Annotated in this window: 32 protein-coding genes and 2 riboswitches; of the genes, 10 read left to right on the top strand and 22 right to left on the bottom strand. The window is 71.1% G+C overall.

The window, feature by feature from the left end; all coding sequences use genetic code 11:
* Together ABKW26_RS01075 and ABKW26_RS01070 are read right to left on the bottom strand one after the other, a co-directional pair.
* Entirely contained in the window at positions 1-603 is a 603-nt protein-coding gene (locus tag ABKW26_RS01075) for a hypothetical protein (protein WP_348590550.1), read from the bottom strand.
* 209 nt (positions 604-812) lie between these two features.
* Entirely contained in the window at positions 813-1454 is a 642-nt protein-coding gene (locus ABKW26_RS01070) for a copper resistance CopC family protein (protein ID WP_348590549.1), read from the bottom strand.
* 119 nt (positions 1455-1573) lie between these two features.
* On the opposite strand from ABKW26_RS01070, the gene ABKW26_RS01065 reads away from it, so the two are divergent.
* Genes ABKW26_RS01065 through ABKW26_RS01045 form a run of 5 tightly spaced genes read left to right on the top strand, consistent with a single transcriptional unit; the run spans position 1574 to position 5055 of the window.
* Positions 1574-2311 carry a hypothetical protein gene (locus ABKW26_RS01065; RefSeq protein WP_348590548.1) on the top strand — a complete coding sequence of 246 codons (738 nt, stop codon included), beginning with the start codon at positions 1574-1576 and terminating at the stop codon, positions 2309-2311.
* Positions 2308-2613: a transcriptional regulator gene (locus ABKW26_RS01060; RefSeq protein WP_348590547.1), complete on the top strand. Its 306-nt coding sequence runs from the start codon at positions 2308-2310 to the stop codon at positions 2611-2613. Before ABKW26_RS01065 ends, ABKW26_RS01060 begins: the two co-directional genes overlap by 4 nt.
* The gene (locus ABKW26_RS01055) at positions 2610-3584 is read left to right on the top strand and encodes an ABC transporter ATP-binding protein (RefSeq protein WP_348590546.1); all 975 of its coding nucleotides are present in this window, start codon (positions 2610-2612) and stop codon (positions 3582-3584) included. Before ABKW26_RS01060 ends, ABKW26_RS01055 begins: the two co-directional genes overlap by 4 nt.
* A complete protein-coding gene (locus ABKW26_RS01050; protein WP_348590545.1) occupies positions 3581-4384 on the top strand; it encodes an ABC transporter permease in 804 nt (267 codons plus the stop codon). Before ABKW26_RS01055 ends, ABKW26_RS01050 begins: the two co-directional genes overlap by 4 nt.
* Entirely contained in the window at positions 4381-5055 is a 675-nt protein-coding gene (locus tag ABKW26_RS01045) for a GyrI-like domain-containing protein (protein WP_348590544.1), read from the top strand. The genes ABKW26_RS01050 and ABKW26_RS01045 overlap by 4 nt, the downstream gene beginning before the upstream one ends.
* On the opposite strand, the gene ABKW26_RS01040 is transcribed toward ABKW26_RS01045, so the two are convergent.
* The 14 genes from ABKW26_RS01040 to ABKW26_RS00975 all read right to left on the bottom strand — a co-directional run bounded on the left by ABKW26_RS01040 (position 5039) and on the right by ABKW26_RS00975 (position 15602).
* Positions 5039-5554 carry a hypothetical protein gene (locus ABKW26_RS01040; protein WP_348590543.1) on the bottom strand — a complete coding sequence of 172 codons (516 nt, stop codon included), beginning with the start codon at positions 5552-5554 and terminating at the stop codon, positions 5039-5041. The genes ABKW26_RS01045 and ABKW26_RS01040 overlap by 17 nt on opposite strands.
* 104 nt (positions 5555-5658) lie before the next feature.
* Complete coding sequence (locus tag ABKW26_RS01035) at positions 5659-6117, bottom strand: hypothetical protein (protein WP_348590542.1); 459 nt, start codon at positions 6115-6117, stop codon at positions 5659-5661.
* A 138-nt stretch (positions 6118-6255) separates the two neighbouring features.
* A complete protein-coding gene (locus tag ABKW26_RS01030) occupies positions 6256-6882 on the bottom strand; it encodes a DUF1349 domain-containing protein (protein ID WP_348590541.1) in 627 nt (208 codons plus the stop codon).
* Positions 6883-6970: 88 nt separating this feature from the next.
* On the bottom strand, positions 6971-8236 hold the full coding sequence (locus ABKW26_RS01025; protein WP_348590539.1) for a Dyp-type peroxidase: 1266 nt from the start codon (positions 8234-8236) through the stop codon (positions 6971-6973).
* Entirely contained in the window at positions 8236-8841 is a 606-nt protein-coding gene (locus ABKW26_RS01020; protein ID WP_348590538.1) for a copper chaperone PCu(A)C, read from the bottom strand. The genes ABKW26_RS01025 and ABKW26_RS01020 overlap by 1 nt, the downstream gene beginning before the upstream one ends.
* Before the next feature lie 80 nt (positions 8842-8921).
* Complete coding sequence (locus ABKW26_RS01015) at positions 8922-9581, bottom strand: copper resistance CopC family protein (RefSeq protein ID WP_348590537.1); 660 nt, start codon at positions 9579-9581, stop codon at positions 8922-8924.
* 124 nt (positions 9582-9705) lie between these two features.
* Complete coding sequence (locus ABKW26_RS01010; protein WP_348590536.1) at positions 9706-10377, bottom strand: hypothetical protein; 672 nt, start codon at positions 10375-10377, stop codon at positions 9706-9708.
* Between the two features lie 644 nt (positions 10378-11021).
* Positions 11022-11282, bottom strand: coding sequence for a hypothetical protein (locus tag ABKW26_RS01005; protein ID WP_348590535.1), 261 nt, complete (start codon positions 11280-11282; stop codon positions 11022-11024).
* Positions 11279-12532, bottom strand: coding sequence for a toxin glutamine deamidase domain-containing protein (locus ABKW26_RS01000; RefSeq protein WP_348590625.1), 1254 nt, complete (start codon positions 12530-12532; stop codon positions 11279-11281). The genes ABKW26_RS01005 and ABKW26_RS01000 overlap by 4 nt, the downstream gene beginning before the upstream one ends.
* A 2-nt stretch (positions 12533-12534) precedes the next feature.
* Positions 12535-12852, bottom strand: a complete 318-nt coding sequence (locus ABKW26_RS00995; protein ID WP_348590534.1) for a hypothetical protein — start codon at positions 12850-12852, stop codon at positions 12535-12537.
* The gene (locus ABKW26_RS00990) at positions 12849-13217 is read right to left on the bottom strand and encodes a YbaB/EbfC family nucleoid-associated protein (RefSeq protein WP_348590533.1); all 369 of its coding nucleotides are present in this window, start codon (positions 13215-13217) and stop codon (positions 12849-12851) included. The genes ABKW26_RS00995 and ABKW26_RS00990 overlap by 4 nt, the downstream gene beginning before the upstream one ends.
* A 161-nt stretch (positions 13218-13378) precedes the next feature.
* The gene (locus ABKW26_RS00985; RefSeq protein WP_348590532.1) at positions 13379-14191 is read right to left on the bottom strand and encodes a C40 family peptidase; all 813 of its coding nucleotides are present in this window, start codon (positions 14189-14191) and stop codon (positions 13379-13381) included.
* A riboswitch (cyclic di-AMP (ydaO/yuaA leader) is annotated at positions 14189-14349 on the bottom strand. (Overlaps the previous gene by 3 nt.)
* 117 nt (positions 14350-14466) lie before the next feature.
* Positions 14467-15060, bottom strand: a complete 594-nt coding sequence (locus tag ABKW26_RS00980; protein WP_348590531.1) for a GNAT family N-acetyltransferase — start codon at positions 15058-15060, stop codon at positions 14467-14469.
* Positions 15057-15602: an NUDIX hydrolase gene (locus tag ABKW26_RS00975; RefSeq protein WP_348590530.1), complete on the bottom strand. Its 546-nt coding sequence runs from the start codon at positions 15600-15602 to the stop codon at positions 15057-15059. The genes ABKW26_RS00980 and ABKW26_RS00975 overlap by 4 nt, the downstream gene beginning before the upstream one ends.
* Positions 15603-15658: 56 nt before the next feature.
* Positions 15659-15721, top strand: a riboswitch (guanidine-III (ykkC-III) riboswitch).
* Between the two features lie 10 nt (positions 15722-15731).
* Between ABKW26_RS00975 and ABKW26_RS00970 the strand changes: the two genes are divergently transcribed.
* The 3 genes from ABKW26_RS00970 (at position 15732) to ABKW26_RS00960 (ending at position 17270) form a co-directional block, all read left to right on the top strand.
* Positions 15732-16046 (top strand): SMR family transporter, encoded by a 315-nt coding sequence (locus tag ABKW26_RS00970; protein ID WP_348590529.1) that lies wholly within the window; start codon positions 15732-15734, stop codon positions 16044-16046.
* 82 nt (positions 16047-16128) lie between these two features.
* Positions 16129-16623 carry an FBP domain-containing protein gene (locus ABKW26_RS00965; protein WP_348590528.1) on the top strand — a complete coding sequence of 165 codons (495 nt, stop codon included), beginning with the start codon at positions 16129-16131 and terminating at the stop codon, positions 16621-16623.
* The gene (locus ABKW26_RS00960) at positions 16620-17270 is read left to right on the top strand and encodes a GNAT family protein (protein ID WP_348590527.1); all 651 of its coding nucleotides are present in this window, start codon (positions 16620-16622) and stop codon (positions 17268-17270) included. Before ABKW26_RS00965 ends, ABKW26_RS00960 begins: the two co-directional genes overlap by 4 nt.
* A 22-nt stretch (positions 17271-17292) precedes the next feature.
* Here ABKW26_RS00960 and ABKW26_RS00955 read toward each other — a convergent pair whose 3' ends face one another.
* The 3 genes from ABKW26_RS00955 to ABKW26_RS00945 form a co-directional block, all read right to left on the bottom strand.
* Positions 17293-19773, bottom strand: a complete 2481-nt coding sequence (locus ABKW26_RS00955) for a heavy metal translocating P-type ATPase (RefSeq protein ID WP_348590526.1) — start codon at positions 19771-19773, stop codon at positions 17293-17295.
* 137 nt (positions 19774-19910) lie between these two features.
* Positions 19911-20216 (bottom strand): heavy-metal-associated domain-containing protein, encoded by a 306-nt coding sequence (locus ABKW26_RS00950; RefSeq protein WP_348590525.1) that lies wholly within the window; start codon positions 20214-20216, stop codon positions 19911-19913.
* A gap of 81 nt (positions 20217-20297) precedes the next feature.
* Positions 20298-20579, bottom strand: coding sequence for a metal-sensitive transcriptional regulator (locus ABKW26_RS00945; protein ID WP_348590524.1), 282 nt, complete (start codon positions 20577-20579; stop codon positions 20298-20300).
* Positions 20580-20693: 114 nt separating this feature from the next.
* Between ABKW26_RS00945 and ABKW26_RS00940 the strand changes: the two genes are divergently transcribed.
* Positions 20694-20924: a hypothetical protein gene (locus ABKW26_RS00940; protein ID WP_348590523.1), complete on the top strand. Its 231-nt coding sequence runs from the start codon at positions 20694-20696 to the stop codon at positions 20922-20924.
* Between the two features lie 120 nt (positions 20925-21044).
* Positions 21045-21548, top strand: coding sequence for a septum formation family protein (locus ABKW26_RS00935; protein ID WP_348590522.1), 504 nt, complete (start codon positions 21045-21047; stop codon positions 21546-21548).
* Positions 21549-21629: 81 nt separating this feature from the next.
* On the opposite strand, the gene hemL is transcribed toward ABKW26_RS00935, so the two are convergent.
* The 3 genes from hemL to ABKW26_RS00920 all read right to left on the bottom strand — a co-directional run bounded on the left by hemL (position 21630) and on the right by ABKW26_RS00920 (position 25075).
* Positions 21630-22958, bottom strand: a complete 1329-nt coding sequence (gene hemL, locus ABKW26_RS00930; protein ID WP_348590521.1) for a glutamate-1-semialdehyde 2,1-aminomutase — start codon at positions 22956-22958, stop codon at positions 21630-21632.
* Positions 22959-23030: 72 nt separating this feature from the next.
* A complete protein-coding gene (hemB, locus tag ABKW26_RS00925) occupies positions 23031-24011 on the bottom strand; it encodes a porphobilinogen synthase (RefSeq protein WP_348590520.1) in 981 nt (326 codons plus the stop codon).
* The gene (locus ABKW26_RS00920; RefSeq protein ID WP_348590518.1) at positions 24008-25075 is read right to left on the bottom strand and encodes a uroporphyrinogen-III synthase; all 1068 of its coding nucleotides are present in this window, start codon (positions 25073-25075) and stop codon (positions 24008-24010) included. The genes hemB and ABKW26_RS00920 overlap by 4 nt, the downstream gene beginning before the upstream one ends.
* Positions 25076-25087 lie beyond the last annotated feature (12 nt).

Here is a 25087-nt window from a genome sequence, read left to right as displayed (position 1 = left end):
TTATCGGGGAGCTGTGCCGACCGAGTCGTGGGGAGACCGAGCAAGTCGCGGGTCGTCCGTCGGAGGAATGGTGCCGCGCGCCGTCCGGTACACGGCCAGATAATAGGCGGTGTCGTCCGGTACCTCGACCTCGATCTCTGCGGTGGTGGTCGCGAGATTGAGCGGTGGAGTCGTGAACAGGGTGATCGCCGGTCCCCCGCACGAGTCGCCGCCCGTCGACGTCAGCGCCTCGGCCGTCTCCTCGGCGACGAGGGAGATGCTGTAGGCGACAGGCCGCTCGCAGGTGAGCACGAGGACGAGCGACCCCTGAGCCTGTCCCTCAGGGACGGTGATCGACGACGCACCGGTGCCTGCGGCGTCGAGCAGCAACGTCGAGGCGTCGAGCACCTGCGGCACGAGGTCGGGGTTGTGGTGCCAGAACTCCACGGCGCTCTGCGCCCTGCCCTCGGGGAACGCGTCGGTGACGTGTGGTCGGCTCACCGGCACGGAGCTGCGTGGTCGGTGCGGCTGCTCCTCGCCCTGCTCCGGTGGCGCGCAGCCTGCGGACGTCAGGGTGAGCAGGGCCGACAGCGCGAGGAGGAGCAGCGTGTGCACGCCGTGCATGCGTCGTCCCCCTGCGCCTCGTTGCTTCTCCGCCCTGAAGAATGTCCGTCAGGCTAGCACCGGAATTTCGCCGGAGAGGCAATTGTGGAGGGTGATGAATTTCGCGCGGCTGGATCATTGGAGATTATCGGTGGAGTGAATTCACCGACCGTCGGTCGGTGAATTGATTATCTCCGTCCGATAATTCATTCGACCACCGGTCAGCGAGATTATCGGTCGTCTCGGTCCGTGTTCTTGCGACGCTTCGACCACTGCAGCAGTCCGATCCCCGCGGCGAGCCCGAGGAGCCCGCCGATGATGATGCCGGGCCAGGGGGGTGCGGCGTCGTCGTCCGCAGCGCCGTCCTCCGCGGTCACGGTCGGGTCGCTGCTGGGGGACGGCTCGTCCGTCGCAGTGGCCTGCGGGGTGGCGTCCGTCGGCGGCTCGGCCGGCACGTCGAGCGCGGTGACCTCGGGGGCGGGCTCGACACCGACGGCGCCCGGGTCCGCGACGGAGAACCCGAACGTGCCGTCGATCGGGTGACCGTCGGACGACACGACCCGCCACGTCACGGAATAGGGGCCGTTGGCGAGCGTGGGGACCACGAAGGCGGCCGTGACGCCGTCGACCGTCGGGACGCCGGCCGCCACCTGCGTGCCGGCGGAGTCGACGAGGAGCACCTGCCCGCCGACCGGCTGGATCTCGTCGGTGAACGTCAGGGTGATCTGCGCGGGGCTCGTGGCGAGCTCGGCGCCGTCGGCCGGGTCCGAGCTGATGATGCTGTCGTGCGCGCTCGCGGGGGCGGTGGTGATCACGGCCATCCCGCAAATGGCGAGGAGCAGGGCAAGGAGTCGCGCGACGTGGTTTCTCACGGCGTCCACCCTAGCCGCGCTCCCTGGGCGTCCCCCGGGGAGGGTTGTGTGACGTCGCCCCCCGTGCAATACTCGCAAAGTACTTTGCACCGCAAACCGTCACGGCACGAGAGGCCACCATGAGCACGCACGAGACTCCCGGACCGCGGGACGGGCGCGCAGATCCCGACAGCGGCGGACCGCTCGACGACGACACCCTCGACGGCGACGCCCTCCTCGACCCGGCCGAGAGCCTGCGGATCATCGCCGACCAGCAGGCGAAGGTCCACAGCGCGGACCCCGACGCCCGACTGATGTTCGGCATCTGGGGCGCCGCCTGGCTCGTGGGCTACCTCGCCCTCTACCTCACGTCGAACGGTGCGCTGCCCGGGGGCCGGGCGGTCGAGGACATCGTCGTCCCCGCCACCTGGTCCTTCATCCTCTTCTCCGTCTGCATCGCCGGAGCCATGGCGACGACGATCGTGTACACGCTCCGGTGCACCACCGGGGTCCAGGGTCCGTCCAAACGCTTCGGCGTCATGTACGGCTGGACCTGGTGCATCGCCTTCGTCGCGATGAGCATCGTCCTGGGCGGGTTCGTCGAGGCCGGCGCGAGCCACCAGGTGGTCTACCTCGCCGCGAACGCTCTCTCCTGCCTCATCGTGGGCGTGCTCTACATGGCCAGCGGAGCGTTCTGGCAGGACATCAGGCAGTACGCGCTCGGGGTGTGGATCATCCTCGTCGCCGCGATCTCGCTCTACGCGGGCCTGCCCGGGACCTACCTCGTCATGGCGGTGCTCGGCGGCGGAGGGCTCTTCGCCGGTGCCTTCCTCGAGCACCTGCGCATCACCGCGCACCGGAGGCGGAGCGCCGCGTGAGCGAGATCGACCTCGACCCCGTCATCCACGCCCAGGCCCGTCTGCGTGTCGTGGCCACCCTGGCCGCGCTCGGGATGGGGGACCGCATGGCCTTTCCCCGGCTCCAGCAGCTGCTCGACATGACGGCAGGCAACCTGTCCACGCACCTGCGCAAGCTCGAGGACGCGGGCTACGTCAGCCAGTCCAAGACGCACGAAGGCCGCAAGCCGGCCACCTACATCGAGCTCACCCGGCAGGGACGGCGAGCGTTCGAGGTGTACACCGAGTCCCTGGCAGCACTCCTGAGAGGAGCATCCTCATGAGCATCGTCTCCGTCGTCGGCGCGACCCGCCGGTTCTCCGACGTCGTCGCGCTCGACGACGTCTCGCTCGAGGTCGGGGCCGGCGAGCTCGTCGGCCTCCTCGGTCCCAACGGGGCCGGCAAGTCCACCCTGCTGTCCCTCGTCTCGGGGCAGCGCAAGCCCGACTCGGGTGTGGTCCGGCTGTGCGGTCTCGACCCGCGCGAGGCGCCTGCCCGCGCGACCCTCGGCCTCACGCCGCAGGAGACCGGGCTCCCCGCGACCCTCAAGGTGCGCGAGGTCGTCGACTTCGTCGGCGGTCACTACCCGGACCCGGTCCCGACAGCGGACCTGCTCGCGCGCTTCGGTCTCACCGACCTCGCGGGCCGCCAGACGGGCGGCATGTCCGGCGGTCAGAAGCGCCGGCTCGCCGTCGCCCTCGCGCTCGTCGGACGACCGAGCATCATCCTGCTCGACGAGCCCACGACCGGTCTCGACGTCTCCGCCCGGCAGATCCTGTGGAACGCGATCCGGGAGTACCACGCCGAGGGCGGCACGGTCCTCCTCACGAGCCACTACCTCGAGGAGGTCCAGGCCCTCGCGCAGCGAGTCGTCGTCATCGACCGCGGTGTCGTCAAGGCCGACGACTCCATGGAGCACATCCTCGAGCAGGTGGGGCTGCGGCGCGTCGTGCTGCACGCGCCTGCGCCGCCCGTGGGTCGCGGGGGAGTCGACGAGCTCCCCGGTGTGGTCCGCTCCACCGTCGAGGGAGACAGGTACGAGCTCTACACCGCCGACGCCGACGCGCTCGTCCGCGAGCTCGTCACGTCCGGCCTCGCGTTCCGCGGCCTCGAGGTGCGCGGCGCCACGTTGGAAGAGGCGTTCGAGCAGATGGTCGACGCCGAGGGCCTCGTGAGCACAGCCGGTCCGGCCGCAGGTCCGGCAGCCGGTCCTGCCACCGCGACCTCACCCGTCACGAAGGGAGCACTCCGATGACCACGACACTGAGCAGCCCCGCCCGTCCGTCAGGACGCGGCACCACGCCGAGCGCCGCCCGGCTCACCTGGTTGCACCTCAAGTACCAGTTCCTCGAGACGGTCCGCGTGCCGATCGCGGTCCTCGGGAACCTCCTGTTCCCGGCGCTGGCGATGTTCTTCTTCGTCGTCCCGCAGAGCGAGGTCGCCGGTGACCCCGTCTTCGCGACGATGTCGGTCGCGTCGCTCGGCCTCTTCGCCATCTGCTCCGCGAGCCTCTTCACCTACGGGCTCGGCGTGGCCGAGGACCGCGCCCTGCCGTTCGACCCGTTCCTCCGCGCGCTACCGGCCGGGCCGGTGCCGCGGATGATCGCGCGCGTCCTCAACGGCGGGATCTTCTCGCTCTTCGGGGTCGTCCCGCTCATCCTCATCGGCTGGCTCTTCACCGAGGCCGCGGTCACGACCGGGCAGCTCGTGAGCGGTGTCGTCATCGCCCTCGTCGTGTCCGTCCCCTTCGTGTGCCTCGGGATGGGGATCGGCTACTCGCTCACCGCCAAGGCCGCGCTCCCGGTGGTCCAGGTCATCCTCTTCCCGCTGGCGTTCGCCGGTGGGCTGTTCATGCCACCGTTCCTCTTCCCGGACTGGCTCCAGACCATCTCGCAGGCGACACCGACGCGCGCCGGCCGCGACCTCCTCGTCGGGGCGCTCACCGGCGAGGAGGTCTACGCTGCTGCGTGGCCCGTGCTGCTGGCGTGGACCGCGGCCTTCGCGGCGCTCGCCGTGTGGGCGTACCGGCGTGACGAGGGGCGACGATTCCGGTGACGACGAAGGACCAGGCGGGCGCGCCGGGCGCGACGGCGAAGTACGACATCAAGCGCGACCTCAAGGCCGTGTACTCGGCTTCGGCGAAGGACTTCGGGCTCGTCCAGGTGCCGCCCATCGCGTACCTCGCGGTCGACGGTGCCGGTGACCCGAACACGGCACCCGCCTACGCCGAGGCGATCGAGAGCCTCTTCGGCCTGTCCTATGCGGTGAAGTTCGAGAGCAAGAAGACGCTCGGCCGCGACTACGTGGTGGGCCCGCTCGAGGCGCTGTGGCGGGCCGGGGACATGAGCACGTTCGTCACGCGTGACAAGAGCGCGTGGGAGTGGACGGCGATGATCGCGCAGCCTGCGTGGATCACGGCCGAGCTCGTCGACACCGTCCGTGAGCGGGTCGCGGCGACCAAGGACCTGCCGGCCCTGGGTCGGGTCCGCCTCATGACCCTCGACGAGGGCGAGTCGATCCAGATCCTCCATGTCGGCTCCTACGACGACGAGGCGCCGACGCTGCACCGCCTGCACGAGGAGTACATGCCCGCCCACGGGCTGACGTTCGCGGGCGACCACCACGAGGTCTACCTCAGCGACGCGCGCCGCACCGACCCGGCGAGGCTCAAGACGATCCTCCGGCAGCCGGTCGCGACGGCAGAGACGGTCACGGCACGAGCGTGACACCCGCGGCCGCGCACGCGGCGTCCGCGTCGGACACCGCGTCGCCGACGGCCTCGATCGTCTCCTGGGACGCGTCGCCCAGCATCCGCTCGGTCATGAGGCGGGAGGCCGTGTCGAAGAGCCGGAAGGTCTCGTCCGGGGCGACCTGCTTCGCGTCCATGGCGCGCAGGTAGGCGGAGTAGACGGCGCCGTCGTAGTCGTCGCTCGTGGCACCTCGAGCCTCGGCCATGACCGCGTTGAACTCCTCGCACGACGGGGCGACCTCGACGGTCTGCGGGGTGGCGAGCATGCGGTCGCGCGCGTCGGCGAGCTCCTGCAGCTCGCGGGCACGAGCGTCCGCGAGGTCGCCGCCAGAGACGAACGACGTGTCGGCCGGCGCTGCGGTCACGTCCCGCACCGGCTGCGTGAGAGCGCTGCCGGTGTCGTCGGACGAGCACGCCCCGAGGGACAGGGCGAGGCACGTCGCCACGATGGCTGGTGCGGTGCGGGCGCGGTTCATGGGTCTCCGTGCGGTGGGGCCGGTCTCGCGGGAGCCGCACCCGTCTCAGGCTGCGCTGTAGGCAATGTACCGTTCGTGCCACCGCACGGAGATCGTCCGACGCGTCAGAGGGTCAACGTCACGCCCTCGGCCGTGCAGGCACCGGACGCCGCGAAGGTCGCGTCCCGCAGCGCATCGGCGGTCTCCTGCGACTCGTCGCCGAGCGACTTGTCGAGCGCGAGCAACGACACGGCGTCGAAGAGGTCCTCGGTCTCGGCCGGGGCCACCTCCTCGGCGTCCTCGGAGCGGAGGTAGATGGCGTCGAAGGCGTCGCTGTCACCGGCGTCCGTCGCGCGGATGTCGTCCATGAGGGTGTTGAACTCCTCACAGGACGAGGCGATGTCCGTCGATGCGGGGTCGTCCGAGCCGGCGTCGTCGTCGTTCGCGTCGTCGTCCGTCTGGGTCGTCGACGTATCCTCCGAGGAGGACGTGGTGTCGTCCGAGTCGTCGGACGAGCACGCACCCAGCGCCAGCATGAGTCCTGCAGTCAGCGTGACGGTGGCGGCGGTGCGAGCGATCTTCATGGGTCTCCTTGCGATGGAGCCGGCCATCCGAGGATGGCCGGCCGATCCTGACGGGCGACTCGAACGTACCCGCGGGGAGGGCTCGCGGCCTGCTCCGCCGATGGGGACTTCTCTCCCGACTCCGCAGGCGACGCGTGATCAGGACCCGTCGCGGAGATCCTCGAGACGCGCGCTCACGAACGAGATCTCCTCGAAGGTGACCGGGCAGCCGTCGCCCATGGGGGACTGCGCCTCGAAGCCGATCGTCGGCGTCCGGCCACCGGCGTCGAGGGCGAAGGCCCGCACGAGGCGCCACGCGACCCCGTCGGTGGACGCATGGTAGGCGTAGACGTCGTCGACGCGGGAGACCCGCAGGTGCACGGTGCGGCCGTCGACGACGAACGCGTTGGCGTCGTCGGCCACCACGCGGTTGACCACAGAGACGATCATCGGCTCGCGGTCCGGCGAGTACTCGAAGCAGAGCTTGGCCCAGTGCTTCTCGTCGAACCACAGGAGCAGCACGCCGGCGTCGAAGGTCGCCTCGAAGCCCACGGTGACGCGAGCGCTCAGCCGAAAGTCACCCACCGGAGGCTCGCCCAGCAGCGTGACCGCGTTGAGCAGCGTGTGGGAGCTCACCGCGTTCTCCCCGCCCGGGTCGACGAAGATGTCGCTGTGCGGGTCGGCGGTCACCGAGAGCGAGGTGACGCCGGGCGCGACCTGCCAGGAGGAACCCTCCGACGGGGTGAGCGCGAACGGGATCCCGGGCACCTGGACGGTGTCGGTCATGGTGTGTCCTTCCGTGGTGGCAGAGCGGCCGGGACCACGCTATCGAGACGCGGGTCCGGCATCCAGGAGCGAGGTCGGTGTGCCCCTCTCACGCGAGGAGGGTGTCGCCGACAAACCCGCCCTCGGCGCAGCCTGGCGGTATCGCGAAGACGGCCGACCCGATCGGCGTGGTCCACTCGTTGAGGAGGTCGAGCTCGTCGAGTCGACGCTGGAGCGGGACGAACTGGGCGTCGACGTCGGCCTGGAACGCGACGAACAGCAGTCCGGAGCTCGACACCTCGTCTCCCGTGGGCACGCCGTCGTAGTTGTAGCCGCGCCGGAAGATCCGCTGGGAGGTGTCCTCGGAGCGAGCGCGACGCATGTGCGAGAACTCCGGGATGACGGGGAAGCCGATCGCGGTGGTCGCCGCGAAGTCGGGCTCGTCGTGCTCGGCCGTGCCGGTGAGCGGAGCACCGGTGGCGAGGAAGCGACCGGTGGACTGCTCGCGCCCGCCCCGGTCGAGGCGGTCCCACCGGTCGAGGTCCATGCGGATCCGCCGGACGACCATGCTCGTCCCGCCGGCCAGCCACCCGTCCGTGATCCACACGAGGTCCGCGAAGTCCGGGGTGGTCGGCGCGGGATTGACCGTGCCGTCCACCTGGCCGAAGAGGTTGCGCATCGTCGTGCCCGACGTCTCCGACCCGTGGGCCCGCCGGAACCCGGTCTGCACCCAGCGGACCGTCGTGAAGCTCCGTGCGTCCTTGAGGAGCATCCGCTGGGCGTGCGCGACCGTGAACGAGTCGTCCGCGCAGATCTGGACCAGCAGGTCGCCGCCGCACCACGCCTCCTCGAGACGGTCCACGGTGAACGGTGGCAGAGGCTGCAACCACTCGGGCAGCGCCGCGCCGTCCGCGGCCCCTGTGGAGCCGCGCCGGACGAGCTCGGGCCCGAAACCGAACGTCACAGTGAGGCGGGCCGGGACGTGGGCGAGCTCGGGCTCCGAGTCGGCGAGCGCCTCGACACCCTGGGTGAGGCGCGCCGCGTCGTCGGAGAGGACCGTCATCAGTCGGCGGAGCGCCTCCCGGTCGACGTCGGGGCGCAGATCGAGGGCGACGAGGGTCGCGTGCGCCTGCGGAGAGGTCTCGACCCCGGCCTGGTGGGTGCCGTAGAACGGGATCGTGCTCGCCCCGTGCAGAGCCTCCTCGGCGTCGCTCGGGCGCGTGCCGGTGTCGGTGTCGGCCGACTGGGCGAGCGCGTCCGCACCGATCGCGGCGACCGCACCGATACCGGCGACTGCCCCTCCGAAGAGGAGCTGTCGCCGGGACGGGCCGCCGCGACCAGGGCCGACCTCCGGGGTGGGCTGGTCGCTCGACATCACTCGCCCATGTCCATCTCGGTGTCGTCCATGTCGTCCATGTCTGTCTCACCGATGTCCGTCTCGCCCTCCTCGTAGCTCTCGTTCGCTCCCGAGTAGTCCTTGACGGGCGCGGTGAGCTCGACGGTCGACTCGTCGGAGAACGTCAGCGTGAGCGTGACCTCAGCGCCCGGCACGAGCGGCTCGACGAGGTCCATGAGCATGATGTGGTTCCCGCCCGGCTCGAGGAGCATCTCGCCACCGGCGGGGATGGTGAACCCGCCGTCCTTCTCGCGCATGACCATCTCGCCGCTCTCGTCCTCCACCGTCTCGTGGAGCTCGACCATCGTCGAGGCGGACGTCGTCACCGAGGTGACGGTGACGTCCTGCGTGCCGGAGTTCGTCAGGTCACCGAAGGCGGCGGACATGCCGCTCTCGGCCGCCTTGACCCAGGCGTCCTCGATCGTCACGGACTCGGCCGCGGTGCTCGACGAGTCGGCGGACGAGGCGGTCGTGGGCGACGTGGTGGGCTGGTCGGAGGCCGTGTCGGAGCCGGCGCACCCGGTCAGGGCGAGGAGGACGGCGGCGGCGAGAGCGACGGAGGGCGTGGCCAGTCGTGCAGTCATGAGGGATTCCTTCGGGAGAGCGGAGAGTGGGCGTGCAGGCGTCGGGGACGCGACGGCGCTGAGCACGGTCGGGCGGCGGATCACGCGGGACCGTCGCTCGGCGTGATGCTGGTGGCGGTGCTGGAAGCGGCCGTGCGACGCCGCGTGAGGCGTGACGACACCCAGAAGAGGCTCGTCGCGACGAGCGCACCTGTTGCACCGACGAGGACAGGACGCAGCCACGACGGTGACGTCGACGAGTCGGCTGGAGTGCCGGCGGCGTCCTGGTCCGGTGCCTCGGCTGCAGGCGGTGCCGACGGCGCTGGTTCGGGTGCCGCGGTGGGTTCGGAGGGTGCTGATGGCTCGACTTCCGTGGCGTCCCCGATGGTGAAGGGGACCAGCCCGGAGATCGGGTGCCCGTCGGAGGAGACGACCCGCCAGCGGATCTCGTACGACCCGTCGGGGACGTCGTCGGCCAGAGGGACGACGACGGCTGAGCCCTCGAGCGTCGGGTCACCGGCTGTCCAGGTGGTGCCGTCGGTGTCGGCGACGATGACGGCGGGGCCGATGGTGAGGATCTCGTCGGAGAAGCTCAGGGTCACGTGCGTGGGTGCGACGTCGAGGTGCTCGTCGGTTCCGGGGGAGGAGTCGAGGAGCTCGTCGTGCGCGGCGGCTGCCGTGGCGCCGGCGGTGACGAGGAGCGCGAGGAGCGCCCCCGTCCCGGCCGTGCGCAGGGCAGCACGAAGAGACAGAGCAGTCATGCAGGTACGACCTTCGAGGGAAGGTCTGCGCAGGGCGCGATCAGGCCGGGTGCGCAGACGCGTCAGGCAGCACCGCCGGGGCCGGGCGCGACGATCGAGGCCCGGGGGCGTGTGCTGTGAGGACTCAGACCAGCGACAGTGCTGGCGGACCTCGACGGACCACGCCTGAGGAGACGACCGACCGGAGGACCGGGATCCAGACCCCTGAGGTGCTCGTCAGTGCGGTGCGCGGGTGCGTGGGCAGCGTGACGACGTGGACGACCGGCGGGAGGAGGAAGGCGATGACCCGGCTGGAGAGGTGCGTGAGGCGGGCGAGGACGGCCTCGCCGCGGTGCAGCACGACGACCGTCACGAGCCCCGCGAGGGCGTGCGCGAGCCACATCCATCCGTCGCTGTGTCCGGTGTGCGCGGCGGTGGACCCGCCCGCGGACATGACCATGAGCGCCGGCTGCGCGCCGTGGGCCGCGTGCAAGCCGGCGTCCCCGACAGCGTGCACCGATGCTGAGCCCGATGTCCCGAGGACGAAGAGGGTGTGGAAGAGGAGCTGGCTCAGTGCGACCGAGCCGGAGAGCCGCAGCCACGACCGGCGCAGTCCCGCGAGGGCTACGCTCGCCGACGTCGCGAGGACGAGGGGCACGACGATGCCGAGGACGCCCGGCACCTGGCCGCCGGCAAGGACGTGCGAGAGGAGCGCGACGAACGTCGAGAAGACAGCGGCGCTGACACCGCGCGTCGCACGGGCCGATCGAGACGCCGGGGAGCGCGGTGCTACCACGCTGCGACCCGGACTGATCATGACCTAGATCCTAGGCGACGGTGCTGGGTCTGCTGGGCCTGACGGGCTATCGAGATCTGCCGGGGGGAGGTGGCGCGCCTGCTCTCGTGCGCGGACTTCTTCGAGGGTGGGGAACCACCCGAGCTTGCGGAGCGCTGCCACGCGTTCGTCCACAGACATGCCCTCGTACGGCGACGGGCGCTTGCGGCCGGCCCAGGGTCCACGGCCGCGAGGGCCTGCCAGGTCGGCGAGGTGATCGAAGAACTGCGTCCTGATGACATCCAGGTCTGAGGAACGCGCCACCTCGCGTGATCGACCCATGTCCTGGTAGTAGACGACGTACGAATCGTCTTCTTCGGTGAGGATGAGGATCTCGCTGCTGAGTCCTTGCCGTATCCCTCAGATGGCGAAGTCCATGCCCGGTTGGTAGCCAAGCTGGATCGTCTCTTGGTTGAGGGCCTGCAGCTGTGAAGAAGCGGTAATAGAATCGTCAACCACGACGTGCCTCTCTGCACTAGATCAGAGTTTCGACCAGGACCCATGCGGGTACTGAGCCGGCGAAGCTCAAGACGAGCCTGCGGCAGCGGGTCAGGGCGACACAGGAGGGCGTGAGTGAACGAGCTTGGGCGAACCGATGTCTCTGGGTCTCGGACTGCGCCCCCGTGTCACTCGATCGCGAATGCCGCGGGGTCAGTCCGGCGACCGTCGTTCCAGCGCGCGATCATGTCCTGGATGGTCAGTGCCGAGACGCCGAACAGCACCGTGCCGTCGCGGCCGATGAGGACCTGCCCGCCACCTCGTCCAGACTGTCCGAAATAGAACCCGTCGATCTCGGGTACCTCGCGAAGGCTCTCCAGGGCTTCCTCGTAGGGATACCGCAGATATGCGCTCGCACGCCTGGCACCCTCCCGACCGTCGATCGTCATGCGGTGTCCTTCCGTGTCCAGATTGCAGCATCCCAGTGCAGAGCGCCCATGTTAGGCGGCCAGCCTGAGATCGTTCCCGTCTGGCCGTCGACTGCAACGACTCTGCTACCGTCGAAGTACGCGTTGAACCAGTGCCCGGGTATGCCGGGCGCGCGGTCGATCCCGATGACAGCGTGCGATCCCGCGCCTCCGGCCCTGAGAGCATCGGCGATCTCGTCCGGCGACATCTTCACCTGGGGTACACCTGTGAACGCTTCCATCTCGGAGACCCGCAGGGTTCCAAGGTCTGCCTCGCCCACCGGACCGCCGCCGAGGCGGCTGCGGACCGCGAGGGTGCAGTTCCCGCAGTTGATCGAGTGGGGGCCGTCGGGATCCTTGATGTAGCCAGGGTTGACATCCCCCAGCCATGCCTGGATCTCATCGAGCGACTGCGGCCGAGCGGCCGGGCCGATGGTGGAGTCTGCGGGTGCGGCTGCCTTCGGGGAGTCCGCCACCTGAGTCTTCGGCTTGCCGATACGCAGGTTCTCGGCGAGGTCGTCGATGGCTTTCTTCAGGGCAAGGACGAGCTCTTTGAGCGCCTTCGCCGAGGACGTGACGTCGAAGACGGACCGGCCCACGCGTGTCGTCAGCGACGCCACCCGGGTGGTGATCTGCTCGATGACCCACGGGGTGGCCAGGCCGACGGTCAGGGCAATCTCTGCAGCCCAGGAGATGATCGCGCCCGCGAGCTCGGCGAGGGTGTCGCGGACGAGGTCGTGGACGATCTGCACGACCATGCCGCACGTGCGCAGGCTCGATGCGACCGACGCCGACGACCCGGAGACGGCACGCAGGTGCATCGTCATGTCTCGGGCATAGAGCGTGTAGGCCGCGAGACTCGCACCGCTCATGAGCTCGAGGTCGGTCTGGGTGACGTGCTCGAGGTCCGAGGCCGAGGTGTCCAGCTGGGCGGCGATGTTGTCCCACGTCGCCGCGAAGCCGGCCACCGCGTTCGCATCCCCGGTGAGGTCGTTCAGCCACCCCTTGAGCGGTTCCAGGTGCTCCATCACCCAGCCCAGGCCCGCGCCGATCAGCGTGCCGAGCGGGTCGGAGACCGCCGCCAGGGTGTCCAGCGCCGTCCCGACGCCGGCCAGGCCAGCGGCAAGCCAGTCCTCGTTGTCCAGGGCGGTCGCGAGATCGTTCACCGACTCGATGAGCAACGTCCCGGCGAGGGCCGACGACTCGGTGGGCGGTGCCACCAGCGCATTCATCGTCACGGGGTGACCATCCCGGACAACCTGAGCGAGACAGCGTCGTCGGCTGCTCCGAAGTCGCGGGCCATGCCCCGCACGCCCTCGGCCATCGCGTCGAGCGTCTGCGCTGCCGCGAGGACGGCGCCCGCGGTGGCTGTCTCCGCGTCGTTGACGAACACGGGCAGGAACGAGCACAGGACCCCGAACGCCCCACCGTCGAGATCGACGTGACTCGCGGCGTCGGCGGCCAGCGCGACATCGTCGGCGACCGACTGGACGTGCGCCGCGTGGTTGAACAGCGTGTCGAGAGAGACCTCGTACTCTGCGCCGGCGCTCACCGCGTGCGGGCGTCGAGCTCGGTGCGCAGGTGCGCGGTGTACTGCGAGCCCTCGCCGAACTCGGCATCCGCCACCCGCAGCGCCTGCTGTGCGGCGTCACGGGATGCCGCCCGGACGGTGTCCTGGATAAGCTCGGCCAACCGGTCAGGACCCAGGTCGAGGGCGTCGTCGGTCAGCCGGAGCGACGCGAGGACTCCGGTCGCGTCCACCTGGACGGTCACCTCGCCCCGGCGACTGCTCGCGGTCCCGCGGACCTGGTCGATCTCCTGCCGTGCACGCACAGCCCTCGCGGCTCGCTCCTGCGCCATCTCGATGTCACGTTCGATCTTGGCCAGCGCCGCGTCTGGGTCGTGGAAGGCAGTCACAGCGATGACCTTAGGGCGATCGATCCGGCCGGTCTACGGGGAGAAGTCCCCGGTCACGGGCTTGCTGAAGGGGCTTCGTCCGGTTGATGACGACGAAGGGCCCGGACCGTGTGCACGGTCCGGGCCCAGCGCGCACGGCCTGTGCGCGTCGTCTGCCGCGATCAGCCGACGCGGATGAACGTGGGGTTCGACTGCCAGATCTCGCGGAACTGGATGGTCTTCCCTGGACGCGGCGAGTCGATCTGGGTGTTGCCGCCCGCGTAGATGGCGATGTGGCCGGGGGAGTAGATGAGGTCGCCGGGCTGGGCGTCGGCGCGGGAGACGACCGTGCCGACTCCGGCCTGCGCGCTGGACGTGCGCGGGAGGGAGATGCCGACCTGGGCGAACACATACGACGTGAAGCCGGAGCAGTCGAAGCCCGAGGTCGTCGTGCCACCGGAGGCGTACGGGATGCCGACGAGCTTGCTGGCCGCGTCGATGATCGAGCTGCCGTTCGCCGACGCGGGCGCCGCGGCGGGCGTCGCCTCGACGACGGGTGCGGCTTCCTCGACGGTCGTCGCGCCGACTGCGACGCGCTCGGCGGAGCGCGACGTGGTCGCGCGGGCGGGAGCGGGCTCCGGCTCGGGCTCGACGACGGGCTCAGGCTCCGGGGCGGGTGTGACGGTGATGCTCGTCAGCTCGACGGACCAGGAGGCGTCGACTGCGGTCGTCACGGCCGGCGCGGTCTCGAGGGCGGCGCGTGCCTGCGTGGTGAGCGCGTCGAGGTCGACGGTGCTCGTCGCGGTCGACACGGGTGCGGCGCTCGCGGGGGCGGCGCCCATGAGGGAGACGAGGAGACCCGAGGACGCGGCGGCGAGGGCGGTGCGTCGGCCGATGACGCTCGCGTTGGTGCTCGCGCTCGCTGCGAGGTCGGTCAGAGGGGTGCGTGCCCGCTGGTCAGAGCGGTGCTGGGCAGGGCGCGGTCGTACAGACATGTCTCTCCATGACGCCTACGAGGTTAGCTGTCGGGTTCGGGCTGGAGAACAGCGCCCGGCCGCCGGATCGAGTCCGCGCGGCTTCACCCCGAGAGCACTGCGAGCAGTGCCCAGTTCTGGGTCCCCCATCCCTGCCAGGGTGTCGTCGATGGCTCGGGGCGGTGGCAGGACTAGACGTCCGCTCGAGCACCTCACGTGGCGGTCGCCGTGTGAAGCACTCCGAACATATGTCGCCTACCGCGGGTATGTCACGGGGAGGTCACGGGTGAAGTCGCTCAGGAGCGGGTGAAGTCCGGGTGGAAACGGTCCGCGAGCCCGTGCGTCGCGCCGACGGACGACCGGATGACCTGGTACATCGCGTGGTCCTGCCAGCGACCCGCGATCTCGATGTACTCGGGTGCCGTGCCGATGCGGACGAACCCGTTGCGCTGGAGGACTCGCTGCGACGCGCCGTTGTGGAGGAGCGTCACGCCCTGCACGCGGTGCAGCCCCAGCTCGTCGAACGCGACCCGCACCGCGTCGCCGACGGCTGCGGTCGCCAGACCGCGCCCGTTCGCGTGCTCGCTCACCCAGTAGCCGACGTTGCACGACTGGAAGGCACCGTGGACGATCCCGTCGAGCGTGATCCGCCCGACGACCTCACCCGCCTCGTCGAGGACGACGCGCGGCATGCACGTCCCGTTCGCGTGCTGCTCGAGCACTGCACCGAGGACGAGGGCCTGCCCGCGCTCCGTGAAGTACGCGTCCGGCCGCACCGGCTCCCACGGCGCGAGGAACTCCCGGTTCCGGGTGAGCAGGGCCGCGAGCGGGGCGGCGTCGGCGAGCGTGACCAGACGAGTAGGGGGAGCGCTGACGCGTGCGCGCGTCATGAGACGCGGCCCAGGGCGATCGCCGCGTACATGAGTGCGGCCACCGTCTCGCCGTCCGTGATGGTCCCGTCCTGGACGAGTCCCATGACCTCGGACCAGGGCACCGTCCGTGTGCCCGTGATGCCTTCGGCCGCCTGCTCGGCCGCCTCGTCCGCCGTGCGCAGACCGCGCGCGAGGAAGACGTGCTCGATCGCGTCGCACACGCCGTTGAGAGCGAACATCGTGCCGACGCGCTGCCAGGACGTCGCAGCCAGGCCCGTCTCCTCGCGGAGCTCGCGCTGCGCGGCGAGCACGAGGTCCTCGCCGTCGGACCCACCGGCAGGCACCTCGAGCGAGAGCGTTCCCGTCGCGTAGCGCGCGACCTCGACGAGGACCACCTCGTCGTCGTCCGTCAGCGGGACGACGAACACGGCGGGGTGGCGGACCTCGACCACGCCGTAGATGCCCGGGGTGCCGTCCGGACCGTCGACGGCGTCCTCACGAACCCGGATCCAGGGGTTCTCGTAGACGACGGTCGACTCGCGGGTGGTCCAAGGATTCATCACGCCAGTCTCGCAGAGGGCCTCGGCACCGAGGACGCCCGTGTGAGACGCTGGGACCAGAGCCCTGAGGGCTCCCGGACGAGCGGTGCCGTACCCGGTGTGCGACAAGACGGCGCCTTGGAGGCAGTGATGTCCTGGTTCATCCTTGTCGTGTCCGGAGTCCTCGAAGCCGTGTGGGCCACCGCTCTCGGGAAGTCCGAGGGGTTCAGTCGCCTGGGCCCGTCGATCGTCTTCGCCATCGCCCTCGTCCTGAGCATGGGTGGCCTCGCCTACGCGATGCGCGAGCTGCCCGTCGGTACGTCGTACGCCGTGTGGGTCGGGATCGGCGCCGTCCTCACCGTCTCCTACGCCATGGCCACGGGCACCGAGACCGTGTCCCTCGTGAAGATCCTCCTCGTGCTCGGCATCGTCGGCTGCGTCATCGGCCTGAAGCTCCTCCACTGACGGGCTGTCGGCCCCTCCGGACCCCGGCCCCGCAGGTGGGGGGTCAGAAATTGAGTTGCACCCTCGGCCTAGGGTGGACGACGTGAAGCCCCTGACCGAAGCTGAGATCCGCCGGTCCGTCGTCAACGGCTCCCGCAAGGACGCCGCGAGCATCGTCCTCCCTGCGAGCCTCCCCGACCTCGACTGGGACACCCTCGACTACCTCTCGTGGCGCGACCCGAGAGCCCCGCAGCGGGGATACATCGTCGGGTGGCGCGACGACCGACCCGTCGGGGTGATCCTGCGCAAGGCGGACTCCTCCGGGGTCCGTCCGCGGTCGTCGTTGTGCCAGCTGTGCCAGTCGTTGCACAGCACGGACGACGTGTCGCTGTTCTCTGCGCGGCGCGCGGGCCAGGCCGGCCGGGACTTCAACACGGTCGGCACGCTGATCTGCAGCGACCTCGTGTGCTCCACGAACGTCCGGGTCCTGCCCCCGCCGGAACCGCTGCGCCCCGACCCGCAGGCTGTCGTCGCCGACCGCATCGCCGGGCTCGTCCTGCGCACCGACGCGTTCTTCGACTCGGTGCTCCGCGGATGAGCCCCGAGACACGGGCGGGCGCGAGCGCCCCGGCCGGCATCACGCCGGTGACGTTGACGGGCCGACGCGTCGTGCTCGAGCCCTTGCGCCACGAGCACCACGACGGTCTCGTCGCGGCCGCACGTGACGGCGAGCTGTGGCGCCTCTGGTACACCTCGGTCCCGACTCCGGAGGAGATGGCGGGGGAGATCGACCGCCGCCTCGCGCTCCAGGAGTCGGGCTCGATGCTGCCGTTCACGACGCGCCTGATCGACCCTGGGACGGGCGAGCCCGGCCGCGTCATCGGCATGACCACCTACATGAACATCGACGCCGCCACCCCGCGCGTCGAGATCGGCTCGACGTGGAACGCCGCCTCCGTCCACGGCACCGGGACCAACGTCGAGTCCAAGCTCCTCCTGCTCGCGCACGCGTTCGAGACCCTCGGCTGCCCGGCGGTCGAGTTCCGCACGCACTGGCTCAACCACCAGTCCCGCGAGGCGATCGCGCGCCTCGGCGCGAAGCAGGACGGCGTGCTGCGCAGCCACACCCGCAGCCGGGACGGCCTGCTCCGGGACACGGTCGTGTTCTCGATCCTCGAGCACGAGTGGCCGATGGTGCGCCAGGGCCTGGAGCACCGGTTGGCCCGACGCGCGCCGCTCGGGTAGCAGCTCGAGGCGCGCGGCGCGGCTACCGCCCCGCCGTGCGCAGCCGGAGCGAGTTCCCGACGACGAGCACCGAGCTGGCGGCCATCGCGGCGCCCGCGATCATCGGGTTGAGCAGCCCGGCTGCAGCGAGCGGGATGGCGGCGACGTTGTAGGCGAAGGCCCAGAAGAGGTTCTGCTTGATGACGCGCAGCGTCTGGCGGGACAGCCGGATCGCGGTGGCGGCGCTGCGGAGGTCGCCGCGGACGAGCGTGATGTCGCTCGCCTCGATCGCGACGTCCGTCCCGGTACCCATCGCGAGCCCGAGGTCGGCGGCGGCGAGCGCTGCGGCGTCGTTGACGCCGTCACCCACCATCGCGACCGTGGCGCCCTCGGCGCGCAACCGGTCGACGACCTCGACCTTCTCGTGCGGCAGCACGTGGGCGATGACGTCGGCCGGGTCGATGCCGACGGCTGCGGCGGCCACGCGGGCCGCACCGGCGTTGTCGCCCGTGAGCAGCACGGGCCGCAGACCCAGCGCGGTGAGCTGCGCGACGGCCTCGGCCGACGTGTCCTTGACCGGGTCCCGCAGCACCACGACCCCGCGCGCCGCGCCGTTCCACGCGACGACGACGGCCGTCGCACCGGAGTCCTCCGCCTGCGCGAACGCGTCGACGAGGTGCGTGGTCGACGGGTCGGTGGCGTCGAACGCGACGCCTTCCTCGGCGAGCCAGGTGGGTCGACCGACGAGGACGCGGGAGGACATCCCGAGCCCGGAGTGCGCCACCCGCACGACGCCGGAGACGCCGCCGCCGGGCGCGCTGCGGAAGTCGAGGACCTGGTCGGAGCCGATGACGATGCCGTCGTCACCGGTCTCGACGGTGTCGTCTGGCGCAGCGACGTCGTCCGCCGCCGCCGCGTCGGCAGCTGCCGCGGCGATCGCCTGCGCGATCGGGTGCTCGCTCAGCGTCTCGAGCGCTCCGGCGAGCCGGAGCGTCTGCGGGTCTCCGACGACGGCCTCGACGGCCATCCGGCCCTGCGTGACCGTCCCGGTCTTGTCGAGCACGATGGTGTCGACGCGCCGGGTCGACTCGAGGATCTCCGGGCCCTTGATGAGGACGCCGAGCTGTGCGCCGCGGCCGGTGCCGACGAGCAGCGCGGTGGGTGTGGCGAGGCCGAGGGCGCAGGGGCACGCGATGATGAGGACGGCGACGGCCGCGGTGAACGCGGCCTCGGCCGAGGGGCCCCACACCATCCAGCCGGCGAAGGTGCCGAGGGCGATGACGAAGACGATGGGCACGAACACCGCGGAGATGCGGTCGGCGAGCCGCTGGACGGGCGCCTTGCCGGTCTGGGCGCGCGCGACGAGCCGGCCGATCTGCGCGAGGGTGGTCTCTTCGCCGACGCGCGTCGCGCGGACGACGAGGTGGCCCGAGGTGTTGACGGTCGCGCCGGTGACGGGGTCGCCGGGACCGACCTCGACGGGGACCGGCTCGCCGGTGAGGAGCGAGGCGTCGATGGCGCTCGTTCCCTCGACGACGACGCCGTCCGTGGCGAGCTTCTCGCCGGGCTTGACGGTGAAGAGGTCGTCCACCAGCAGGGACGCGATGGGGACGGTGCGCTCGACGCGTCGGCCGCCCTCGTCGGCCACGAGGGTGGCGTCCTTGGCGCCGAGGTCGAGCAGCGAGCGGAGCGCGTCACCGGCGCGACGCCGGGAGCGGTGCTCGGCGTACCGGCCGGCGAGGAGGAAGGCGGTGACGACGGCGGCGACCTCGAAGTAGAGCTCGGGTGCGTCGCCCATCCCCATCCCGGACATGCCCGGTTCCTCGATCGCACCGGCGCCCCCGAAGAGCAGTGCCCACAGGGACCACGTCGTGGCGGCGACGACCCCGACGGACACGAGCGTGTCCATCGTCGAGGCGCCGTGGCGGGCAGCGCGGAACGCTGCCCGGTGGAACGGGAACGCCGCCCAGGTGACGACGGGCAGGGTGAGGGCTGCGACGACCCACTGCCACCCGGGGAAGTGCAGTGCGGAGATCATCGACACTGCGACGACGGGGACGGCGAGCGTGCCGGCGACGACGAGCCGGCGTCGCAGGTAGGTGCCCCGGTCGGGGGTGGGGGCGGACGTGTCCTCGTCCTCGACCATGACGTGTCCCTCGGCCATCGAGTGACCGGAGAGCGCCATCTCGGTGAGCGAGTGGTCGTCGTGGCGGGATCCGGTGTGGTCGGGGTCAGCGTGCTCGGGGCGGTCCGGTCCGGTCGCGCGTGGTTCGCGTCGGCCGGTGACGCGCGCCCCGTACCCGGCCTTCTCGACAGCGGCGACGAGGTCGTGGTCGCCGACCGTGCCGTGCACGGTGACGTGTGCCGACTCGAGCGGGAGGTTGACCGTCGCCTCGACGCCCGGCACCTGGTTGAGCCTCTTCTCCACGCGGGCGACGCACGACGCGCAGGTCATGCCCTCGATCGCGAGGTCGATCTCGGTGGGGGCCGGCGGCGTGCCGGCGGTGGTCTCCTGGTTGCTCACGAGTGCTCCTGGTGTGCGCGACGGACCGTGGGTGGTCTTCTCTCAACACCATACCCCCATGGGGTATTCCGTCAAGGAGGTGGAGGTGCCGTCTCGCCGGCCGAGCAGCCGCCCGCGCTCAGATCTGTCGTGCCCGCTCAGGGGAGCGGGTGCTGCGCGCGGTACTCCTCCTGGTGCTTGTGCTGCTCGGCCGCCTGCGTGGCGAGTCCTTCGGTGTCGACCTCGATGCGGCTCGCCTCGTAGCCCGCCTCGATGATCGCTGCCCGCAGCGCGGACTCGTCGAGGGTCTCGTGGGAGAGGACCGTGACCTCGGAGATGCCGTCCTTGTGCAGCTCGACGCTCACGCGCTCGACCCCGTCGACAGTGCCGAGCTCGTTGGTCACCGCCGAGACGCAGTGGCCGCACGTCATTCCGCTGACGTCGAGGGTGGTGATGACAGGCATGATGACTCCTTGGGTGTTCCGTGGATCGTGCGTGCCGTGCGCCGGGCTGCCGTCCCGGATCCTTCTACCTTCTCAGGTGTTTCAGCTCCTGACGAGGCGAGCGATCGCGTCTGCCGCCTCGCGGACCTTCTCCTGTCCTTCCTCGTCAGAGGACTGGGCAGCCTCGACCACGCAGTGGCCGAGGTGGTCCTCGACGAGGCCGATGCTCACCGCCTGGAGCGCCTTGGTGACTGCCGCGATCTGGGTGAGGACGTCGATGCAGTAGGTGTCCTCGTCGACCATGCGGGCGATCCCGCGCACCTGACCCTCGACGCGGCGCAGCCGTTTGAGATAGTCGTCCTTCGTCCCGCTGTACCCGGCCATCGCCTCTCCTCCTGGTCGTCGTGCTCCTCTGCCTACGGTACCCCTGCCGGGTATCCAGCGCAGGGTTCAGGGGTCGCGCGGTGGGGAGCAGCCGGGTGGCGTAGCGTGACCGGTGTGAAGACGCTCGCCGCATACTTCGGCCTCTCGAACGACGGGACGCGGGTCAGCGCGTCGACCTCGATCGCGATCTCCCTCATCCTCTCCCTCGCCGTGAGCCTCCTGCTGCGCGTCCTCTTCCCTGGGTTCAGCCCCGTGGTCCGGCTCGTCCTGTGGGCGATCGCGATGTTCGTCATCTTCCGGTGGGCGGCCGCGAACGCGCAGCGACAGGACCGTCGACCGCGCTAGCCGCCCCGGGATCGTTGCCGGACCGTGTCGAAAACCCGTGGTGGGACGCCGTTTCTGACCAGTAGAGTTCAGCGGCCGTCGCGCGTGCGACGACCCTCGAACTTGAACAGAAGGACACTCATGCGTGCTCACACCCGTTCCCTCGGCGTCGTCGTCGCCCTCGCGGCGGCCCTCGCCCTCTCCGGCTGCTCCGCGGTCGACGACATCATGGGCAGCGACGAGCCCGAGCGCGACGACAGCGGCGAGATCGTCGAGGCGACCGAGGCCGACGTCTTCTCCGTCCTCGTCGGCGACTGCGTGAACTCCGCGGACCTCTTCGGGATGGTCGAGACGATCCCCACGATCCCGTGCGGCGAGCCGCACGACAGCGAGGCCTACGCCGTCACGGAGATGCCCGAGGGTGACTACCCCGGCACGGACGCCGTCGACACCGCGGCCGACGAGTTCTGCTACGCCGAGTTCGCCGCCTTCGTCGGTATGTCCTACGAGGAGTCGACTCTCGACTACTTCCCCCTGACGCCGACCGAGGAGGGCTGGAACTCGGTCGACGACCGTCAGCTCCTGTGCTTCGTCGCCGACCCTGAGGGTGGCGTCGTCGGGACGCTCGCGGGCGCTGCACGCTGATCGAGCACTGAACCCAGCATCATCGAGGCCCGACCTGCGTGCACGAGCGCTGCAGGTCGGGCCTCTGCGTCAGCCCAGTAGTCAGCGCCGCGCGGAGGCCGCGGCTCGGGCGGCGCCCGGCAGCGCGTCGAGGATCCGCCCGACGGCGACGTCGTCGTGCGCTGCGGAGAGGAACCACGCCTCGAACACGGACGGCGGGAGGTTGACCCCGGCGTCGAGCATCGCGTGGAAGAAGGGCGGGTACCGGAAGGTGTCGGACGCCTGGACCTGCGCGTACGTGTGCACGCCCGATGCCGCGGCCTCCTCGCCGAACATCACGGAGAAGAGGTTTCCGGAGTACTGGACGCGGTGGGCCACGCCCTCGGCGGCGAGCGCCTCGGAGACGGCGGTACCGAGCTGGGTCGCGACGGCGTCGACCCGCGCGTAGACGGCCGCGTCGGCGGCACGCAGCGTGGCGAGACCTGCGGCGACGGCGACGGGGTTCCCGGAGAGCGTGCCCGCCTGGTAGACGGGCCCGAGCGGCGCGAGCTGGTCCATGAGCGTGGCGGGTCCGCCGATCGCCGCGACGGGCATGCCGCCGCCGACGACCTTGCCGAACGTGAAGAGGTCGGGCGTGAAGGACGAGCCGAGGACCGTGTTCTCGTAGCCCCACCACCCCGACGCGCTGACGCGGAACCCGGTGAGCACCTCGTCGAGGACGAGCAGCGCGCCGTGCGCCGACGTGATCCGTCTCAGCCCGGCGTTGAATCCCGGAGCGGGCGGGACGATCCCCATGTTCGCGGGGGCGGCCTCGGTGATGACGGCAGCGATTTCGGTGCCGCGCTCGGCGAACGCAGCCTCGACCGCGTCGAGGTCGTTGTACGGGAGGACGAGGGTCTCGCCGGCGGTCGCCTCGGTCACGCCGGCCGAGCCGGGGAGCGCCTGCGTCGCGACACCGGAGCCCGCCTCCGCGAGGAGGGAGTCGACGTGCCCGTGATAGCAGCCGGCGAACTTGATGATGAGCGGTCGGCCCGTCGCGCCGCGCGCGAGACGCACGGCGGTCATCGTCGCCTCGGTGCCCGTGGAGACGAGTCGGACGCGCTCCGCCGCGGGGACGCGGCGGCGGATCTCCTCGGCGAGCTCGACCTCGCCGACGGTCGGGGCTCCGAAGGACAGGCCGCGTGCGGCCGAATCCTGGACCGCCGCGACGACAGCCGGGTGCGCGTGCCCGAGCAGCGCCGGGCCCCACGAGCACACGAGGTCGACGTACTCGTTCCCGGCGACGTCGGTGATGTACGGGCCGGAGGCCGACGCGATGAAGCGGGGGTCGCCGCCGACGGAGCGGTACGCCCGGACGGGCGAGTTCACCCCGCCGGGCAGCACGCCCTGTGCGCGCTCGAAGGCTGAGTGGTTCGCTGCGTCGTCGTGCATGGCCGTCCGTTCGTGGGTTTCGGGGAAGCGGTTGCGGCCGCGCGGGGTGGGTGCGCGGACCGAGGGGAGGGGCTACTTGATCCAGCCGGCGAGCTCGACCGCCCAGTAGGTGAGGACGAGGTCGGCGCCGGCGCGCTTGATGCTCACGATCGACTCCTCGATCGCGGCGCGACGGTTGATCCAGCCGTTCGCGGCGGCGGCCTCGATCATCGCGTACTCGCCAGACACCTGGTACGCGGCGACGGGCACGTTGGACGTCTGGGCGACGTCCGCGAGCACGTCGAGGTAGCTCATGGCCGGCTTGACCATGATGATGTCGGCGCCCTCGAGGAGGTCGATGTCCGACTCGCGGGAACCCTCACGACGGTTGGCGGGGTCGAGCTGGTACGTGCGGCGGTCGCCCTCGAGCGTCGACTCGACGGCCTCGCGGAACGGACCGTAGAACGCCGAGGCGTACTTGGCCGAGTAGGCGAGGATCGCGGTGTCGGGGAAGCCGGCGCCGCCGTTCGCGGTCGACGAGTCGAGGGCGCTGCGCACCGCGAAGACCTGGCCGTCCATCATCCCGGAGAGGCCGAGCACCTCGGCGCCGGCCTGTGCCTGGGCGATCGCCATGGCCTCGTAGCGGCGCAGGGTCGCGTCGTTGTCGACCCCGCCGCGGGAGTCGAGCACACCGCAGTGGCCGTGGTCGGTGAACTCGTCGAGGCACAGGTCCGCCATGACGACGAGCCGCCCTGCCGCTGCCTCGACGGCGATGCGGATGCCGACGTTGAGGATGCCGTCCGGGTCGTCGGCGCCGGAGCCCGTCGCGTCACGCGTGGTGGGGACGCCGAAGAGCATGACACCACCGATGCCCGCCTCGGCCGCCTCACGGACCGCCGCGGCGAGGGACTCCTCGCTGTGGTGGAGGACGCCCGGCATCGAGCTGATCTCCACCGGCTGCGTCGCGCCCTCCTTGATGAACAGGGGCAGCACGAGGTCACGCGCGTGCAGGCGGGTCTCGGACACGAGGGCGCGCAGCGCGGGGGTGGTGCGCAGGCGGCGGGGGCGGGTCACTGGTCCTCCGGGAGGGTGGTGTGCAGGGGCGGCATGGTGGGGAGAAGGTCGGCTGCATCGATTATCGCGCTGAAGAGCGCGTCGTCGGTCGCACCCGAGGCAACAGCGGCGACCCGCTGCCCTGTTCCCTCGGCGGCCCGACGTGTCGGCTGGCCGATCGCGACGGCCAGCACGTCAGGCCGCGGACCGAGCTGCCGGGCCACCTCGCGGGCGACGCTCCCGGACGTGAGGACGACGAGGTGGATGCGCCCTGCGGTCCAGTCCGCGACGACCCCCGGCGGTGCCGGGTGCGAGACCGTGCGGTAGGCCGTGATCCGGACCGGCGTGTAGCCGCGCTCGGCGAGGCCGTGCTCGAGGGTCGGCTCCGCGAGGTCGCCGAGGGGGAGGAGGACACGGGAGGTGCTGGTGGAGGCGTGCGGGCCGGAGCCGGAGCTGGTCCGGGTGCTGGGTGTCGGCACCTGCGCGACCGGCCACTCGGCGAGCATCCCGACGGCGGAGTTCTCGGCGGCGACGAGCTCGGGCTCGACCCCGGCGCGCCGGAGCGCGCGAGCGGTCGCAGGCCCGACGGCAGCCCACCGGACGGGCCACCCGCTCAGCGAGCCCGCGCGGTGGGCGGGAGCTGCGCTGTCGTCTCCGGTGCTGCTGCTACCGCTGCCGTCGTCGAGCTCGGGCACCTGTCCCGAGATCGGGCCTTCAACCGCCCGAGGTCGAGACGAGAGCCCGAGGCCGGCGGGCGCGTCCGCGGGCGCGTCGGTGGGGGGCGGGCCTGCGGGGGCTCCGGACGGTCGGGACGGCGCGAGCGAGGCTGCGGCGACGAGGGCCGAGACGGCGTTGACGCTCGTGATCGCGACCCATCCGTATGCACCGGCCCTCAGCGCCTCGACCGCGTCGTGCACCGCGGCGAGGTCGGGGCCGTCCGCGTCGGCCCGGGAGATGAGCGGTGCGACGATGGCTGTCCCTCCAGCCGCCTCGATCCGGGCGGCCAGGCCCTCACCGCGCCCTGGCGCCCGGGGGATGAGCACCCGCACGCCGTCCAGACGGGAGGTCGGGCTCGAAGAGATCACGCCCCAGTCTCC

Source organism: Sanguibacter sp. 25GB23B1, assembly GCF_040012415.1.
Classification (GTDB): Bacteria; Actinomycetota; Actinomycetes; order Actinomycetales; family Cellulomonadaceae; genus Sanguibacter.
This window is presented reverse-complemented; position numbering and strand designations above follow the sequence as displayed.

Bases quoted from the DNA above. Each gene is read 5' to 3' on its own strand.
- ABKW26_RS01075 (WP_348590550.1), bottom strand. From the start codon at position 603: ATGCACGGCGTGCACACGCTGCTCCTCCTCGCGCTGTCGGCCCTGCTC.
- ABKW26_RS01065 (WP_348590548.1), top strand. From the start codon at position 1,574: ATGAGCACGCACGAGACTCCCGGACCGCGGGACGGGCGCGCAGATCCC.
- ABKW26_RS01055 (WP_348590546.1), top strand. From the start codon at position 2,610: ATGAGCATCGTCTCCGTCGTCGGCGCGACCCGCCGGTTCTCCGACGTC.
- ABKW26_RS01050 (WP_348590545.1), top strand. From the start codon at position 3,581: ATGACCACGACACTGAGCAGCCCCGCCCGTCCGTCAGGACGCGGCACC.
- ABKW26_RS01040 (WP_348590543.1), bottom strand. From the start codon at position 5,554: ATGAACCGCGCCCGCACCGCACCAGCCATCGTGGCGACGTGCCTCGCC.
- ABKW26_RS01035 (WP_348590542.1), bottom strand. From the start codon at position 6,117: ATGAAGATCGCTCGCACCGCCGCCACCGTCACGCTGACTGCAGGACTC.
- ABKW26_RS01030 (WP_348590541.1), bottom strand. From the start codon at position 6,882: ATGACCGACACCGTCCAGGTGCCCGGGATCCCGTTCGCGCTCACCCCG.
- ABKW26_RS01025 (WP_348590539.1), bottom strand. From the start codon at position 8,236: ATGTCGAGCGACCAGCCCACCCCGGAGGTCGGCCCTGGTCGCGGCGGC.
- ABKW26_RS01020 (WP_348590538.1), bottom strand. From the start codon at position 8,841: ATGACTGCACGACTGGCCACGCCCTCCGTCGCTCTCGCCGCCGCCGTC.
- ABKW26_RS01015 (WP_348590537.1), bottom strand. From the start codon at position 9,581: ATGACTGCTCTGTCTCTTCGTGCTGCCCTGCGCACGGCCGGGACGGGG.
- ABKW26_RS01010 (WP_348590536.1), bottom strand. From the start codon at position 10,377: ATGATCAGTCCGGGTCGCAGCGTGGTAGCACCGCGCTCCCCGGCGTCT.
- ABKW26_RS01005 (WP_348590535.1), bottom strand. From the start codon at position 11,282: ATGACGATCGACGGTCGGGAGGGTGCCAGGCGTGCGAGCGCATATCTG.
- ABKW26_RS01000 (WP_348590625.1), bottom strand. From the start codon at position 12,532: ATGAATGCGCTGGTGGCACCGCCCACCGAGTCGTCGGCCCTCGCCGGG.
- ABKW26_RS00985 (WP_348590532.1), bottom strand. From the start codon at position 14,191: ATGTCTGTACGACCGCGCCCTGCCCAGCACCGCTCTGACCAGCGGGCA.
- ABKW26_RS00980 (WP_348590531.1), bottom strand. From the start codon at position 15,060: ATGACGCGCGCACGCGTCAGCGCTCCCCCTACTCGTCTGGTCACGCTC.
- ABKW26_RS00975 (WP_348590530.1), bottom strand. From the start codon at position 15,602: ATGAATCCTTGGACCACCCGCGAGTCGACCGTCGTCTACGAGAACCCC.
- ABKW26_RS00970 (WP_348590529.1), top strand. From the start codon at position 15,732: ATGTCCTGGTTCATCCTTGTCGTGTCCGGAGTCCTCGAAGCCGTGTGG.
- ABKW26_RS00960 (WP_348590527.1), top strand. From the start codon at position 16,620: ATGAGCCCCGAGACACGGGCGGGCGCGAGCGCCCCGGCCGGCATCACG.
- ABKW26_RS00950 (WP_348590525.1), bottom strand. From the start codon at position 20,216: ATGCCTGTCATCACCACCCTCGACGTCAGCGGAATGACGTGCGGCCAC.
- ABKW26_RS00945 (WP_348590524.1), bottom strand. From the start codon at position 20,579: ATGGCCGGGTACAGCGGGACGAAGGACGACTATCTCAAACGGCTGCGC.
- ABKW26_RS00935 (WP_348590522.1), top strand. From the start codon at position 21,045: ATGCGTGCTCACACCCGTTCCCTCGGCGTCGTCGTCGCCCTCGCGGCG.
- hemL (WP_348590521.1), bottom strand. From the start codon at position 22,958: ATGCACGACGACGCAGCGAACCACTCAGCCTTCGAGCGCGCACAGGGC.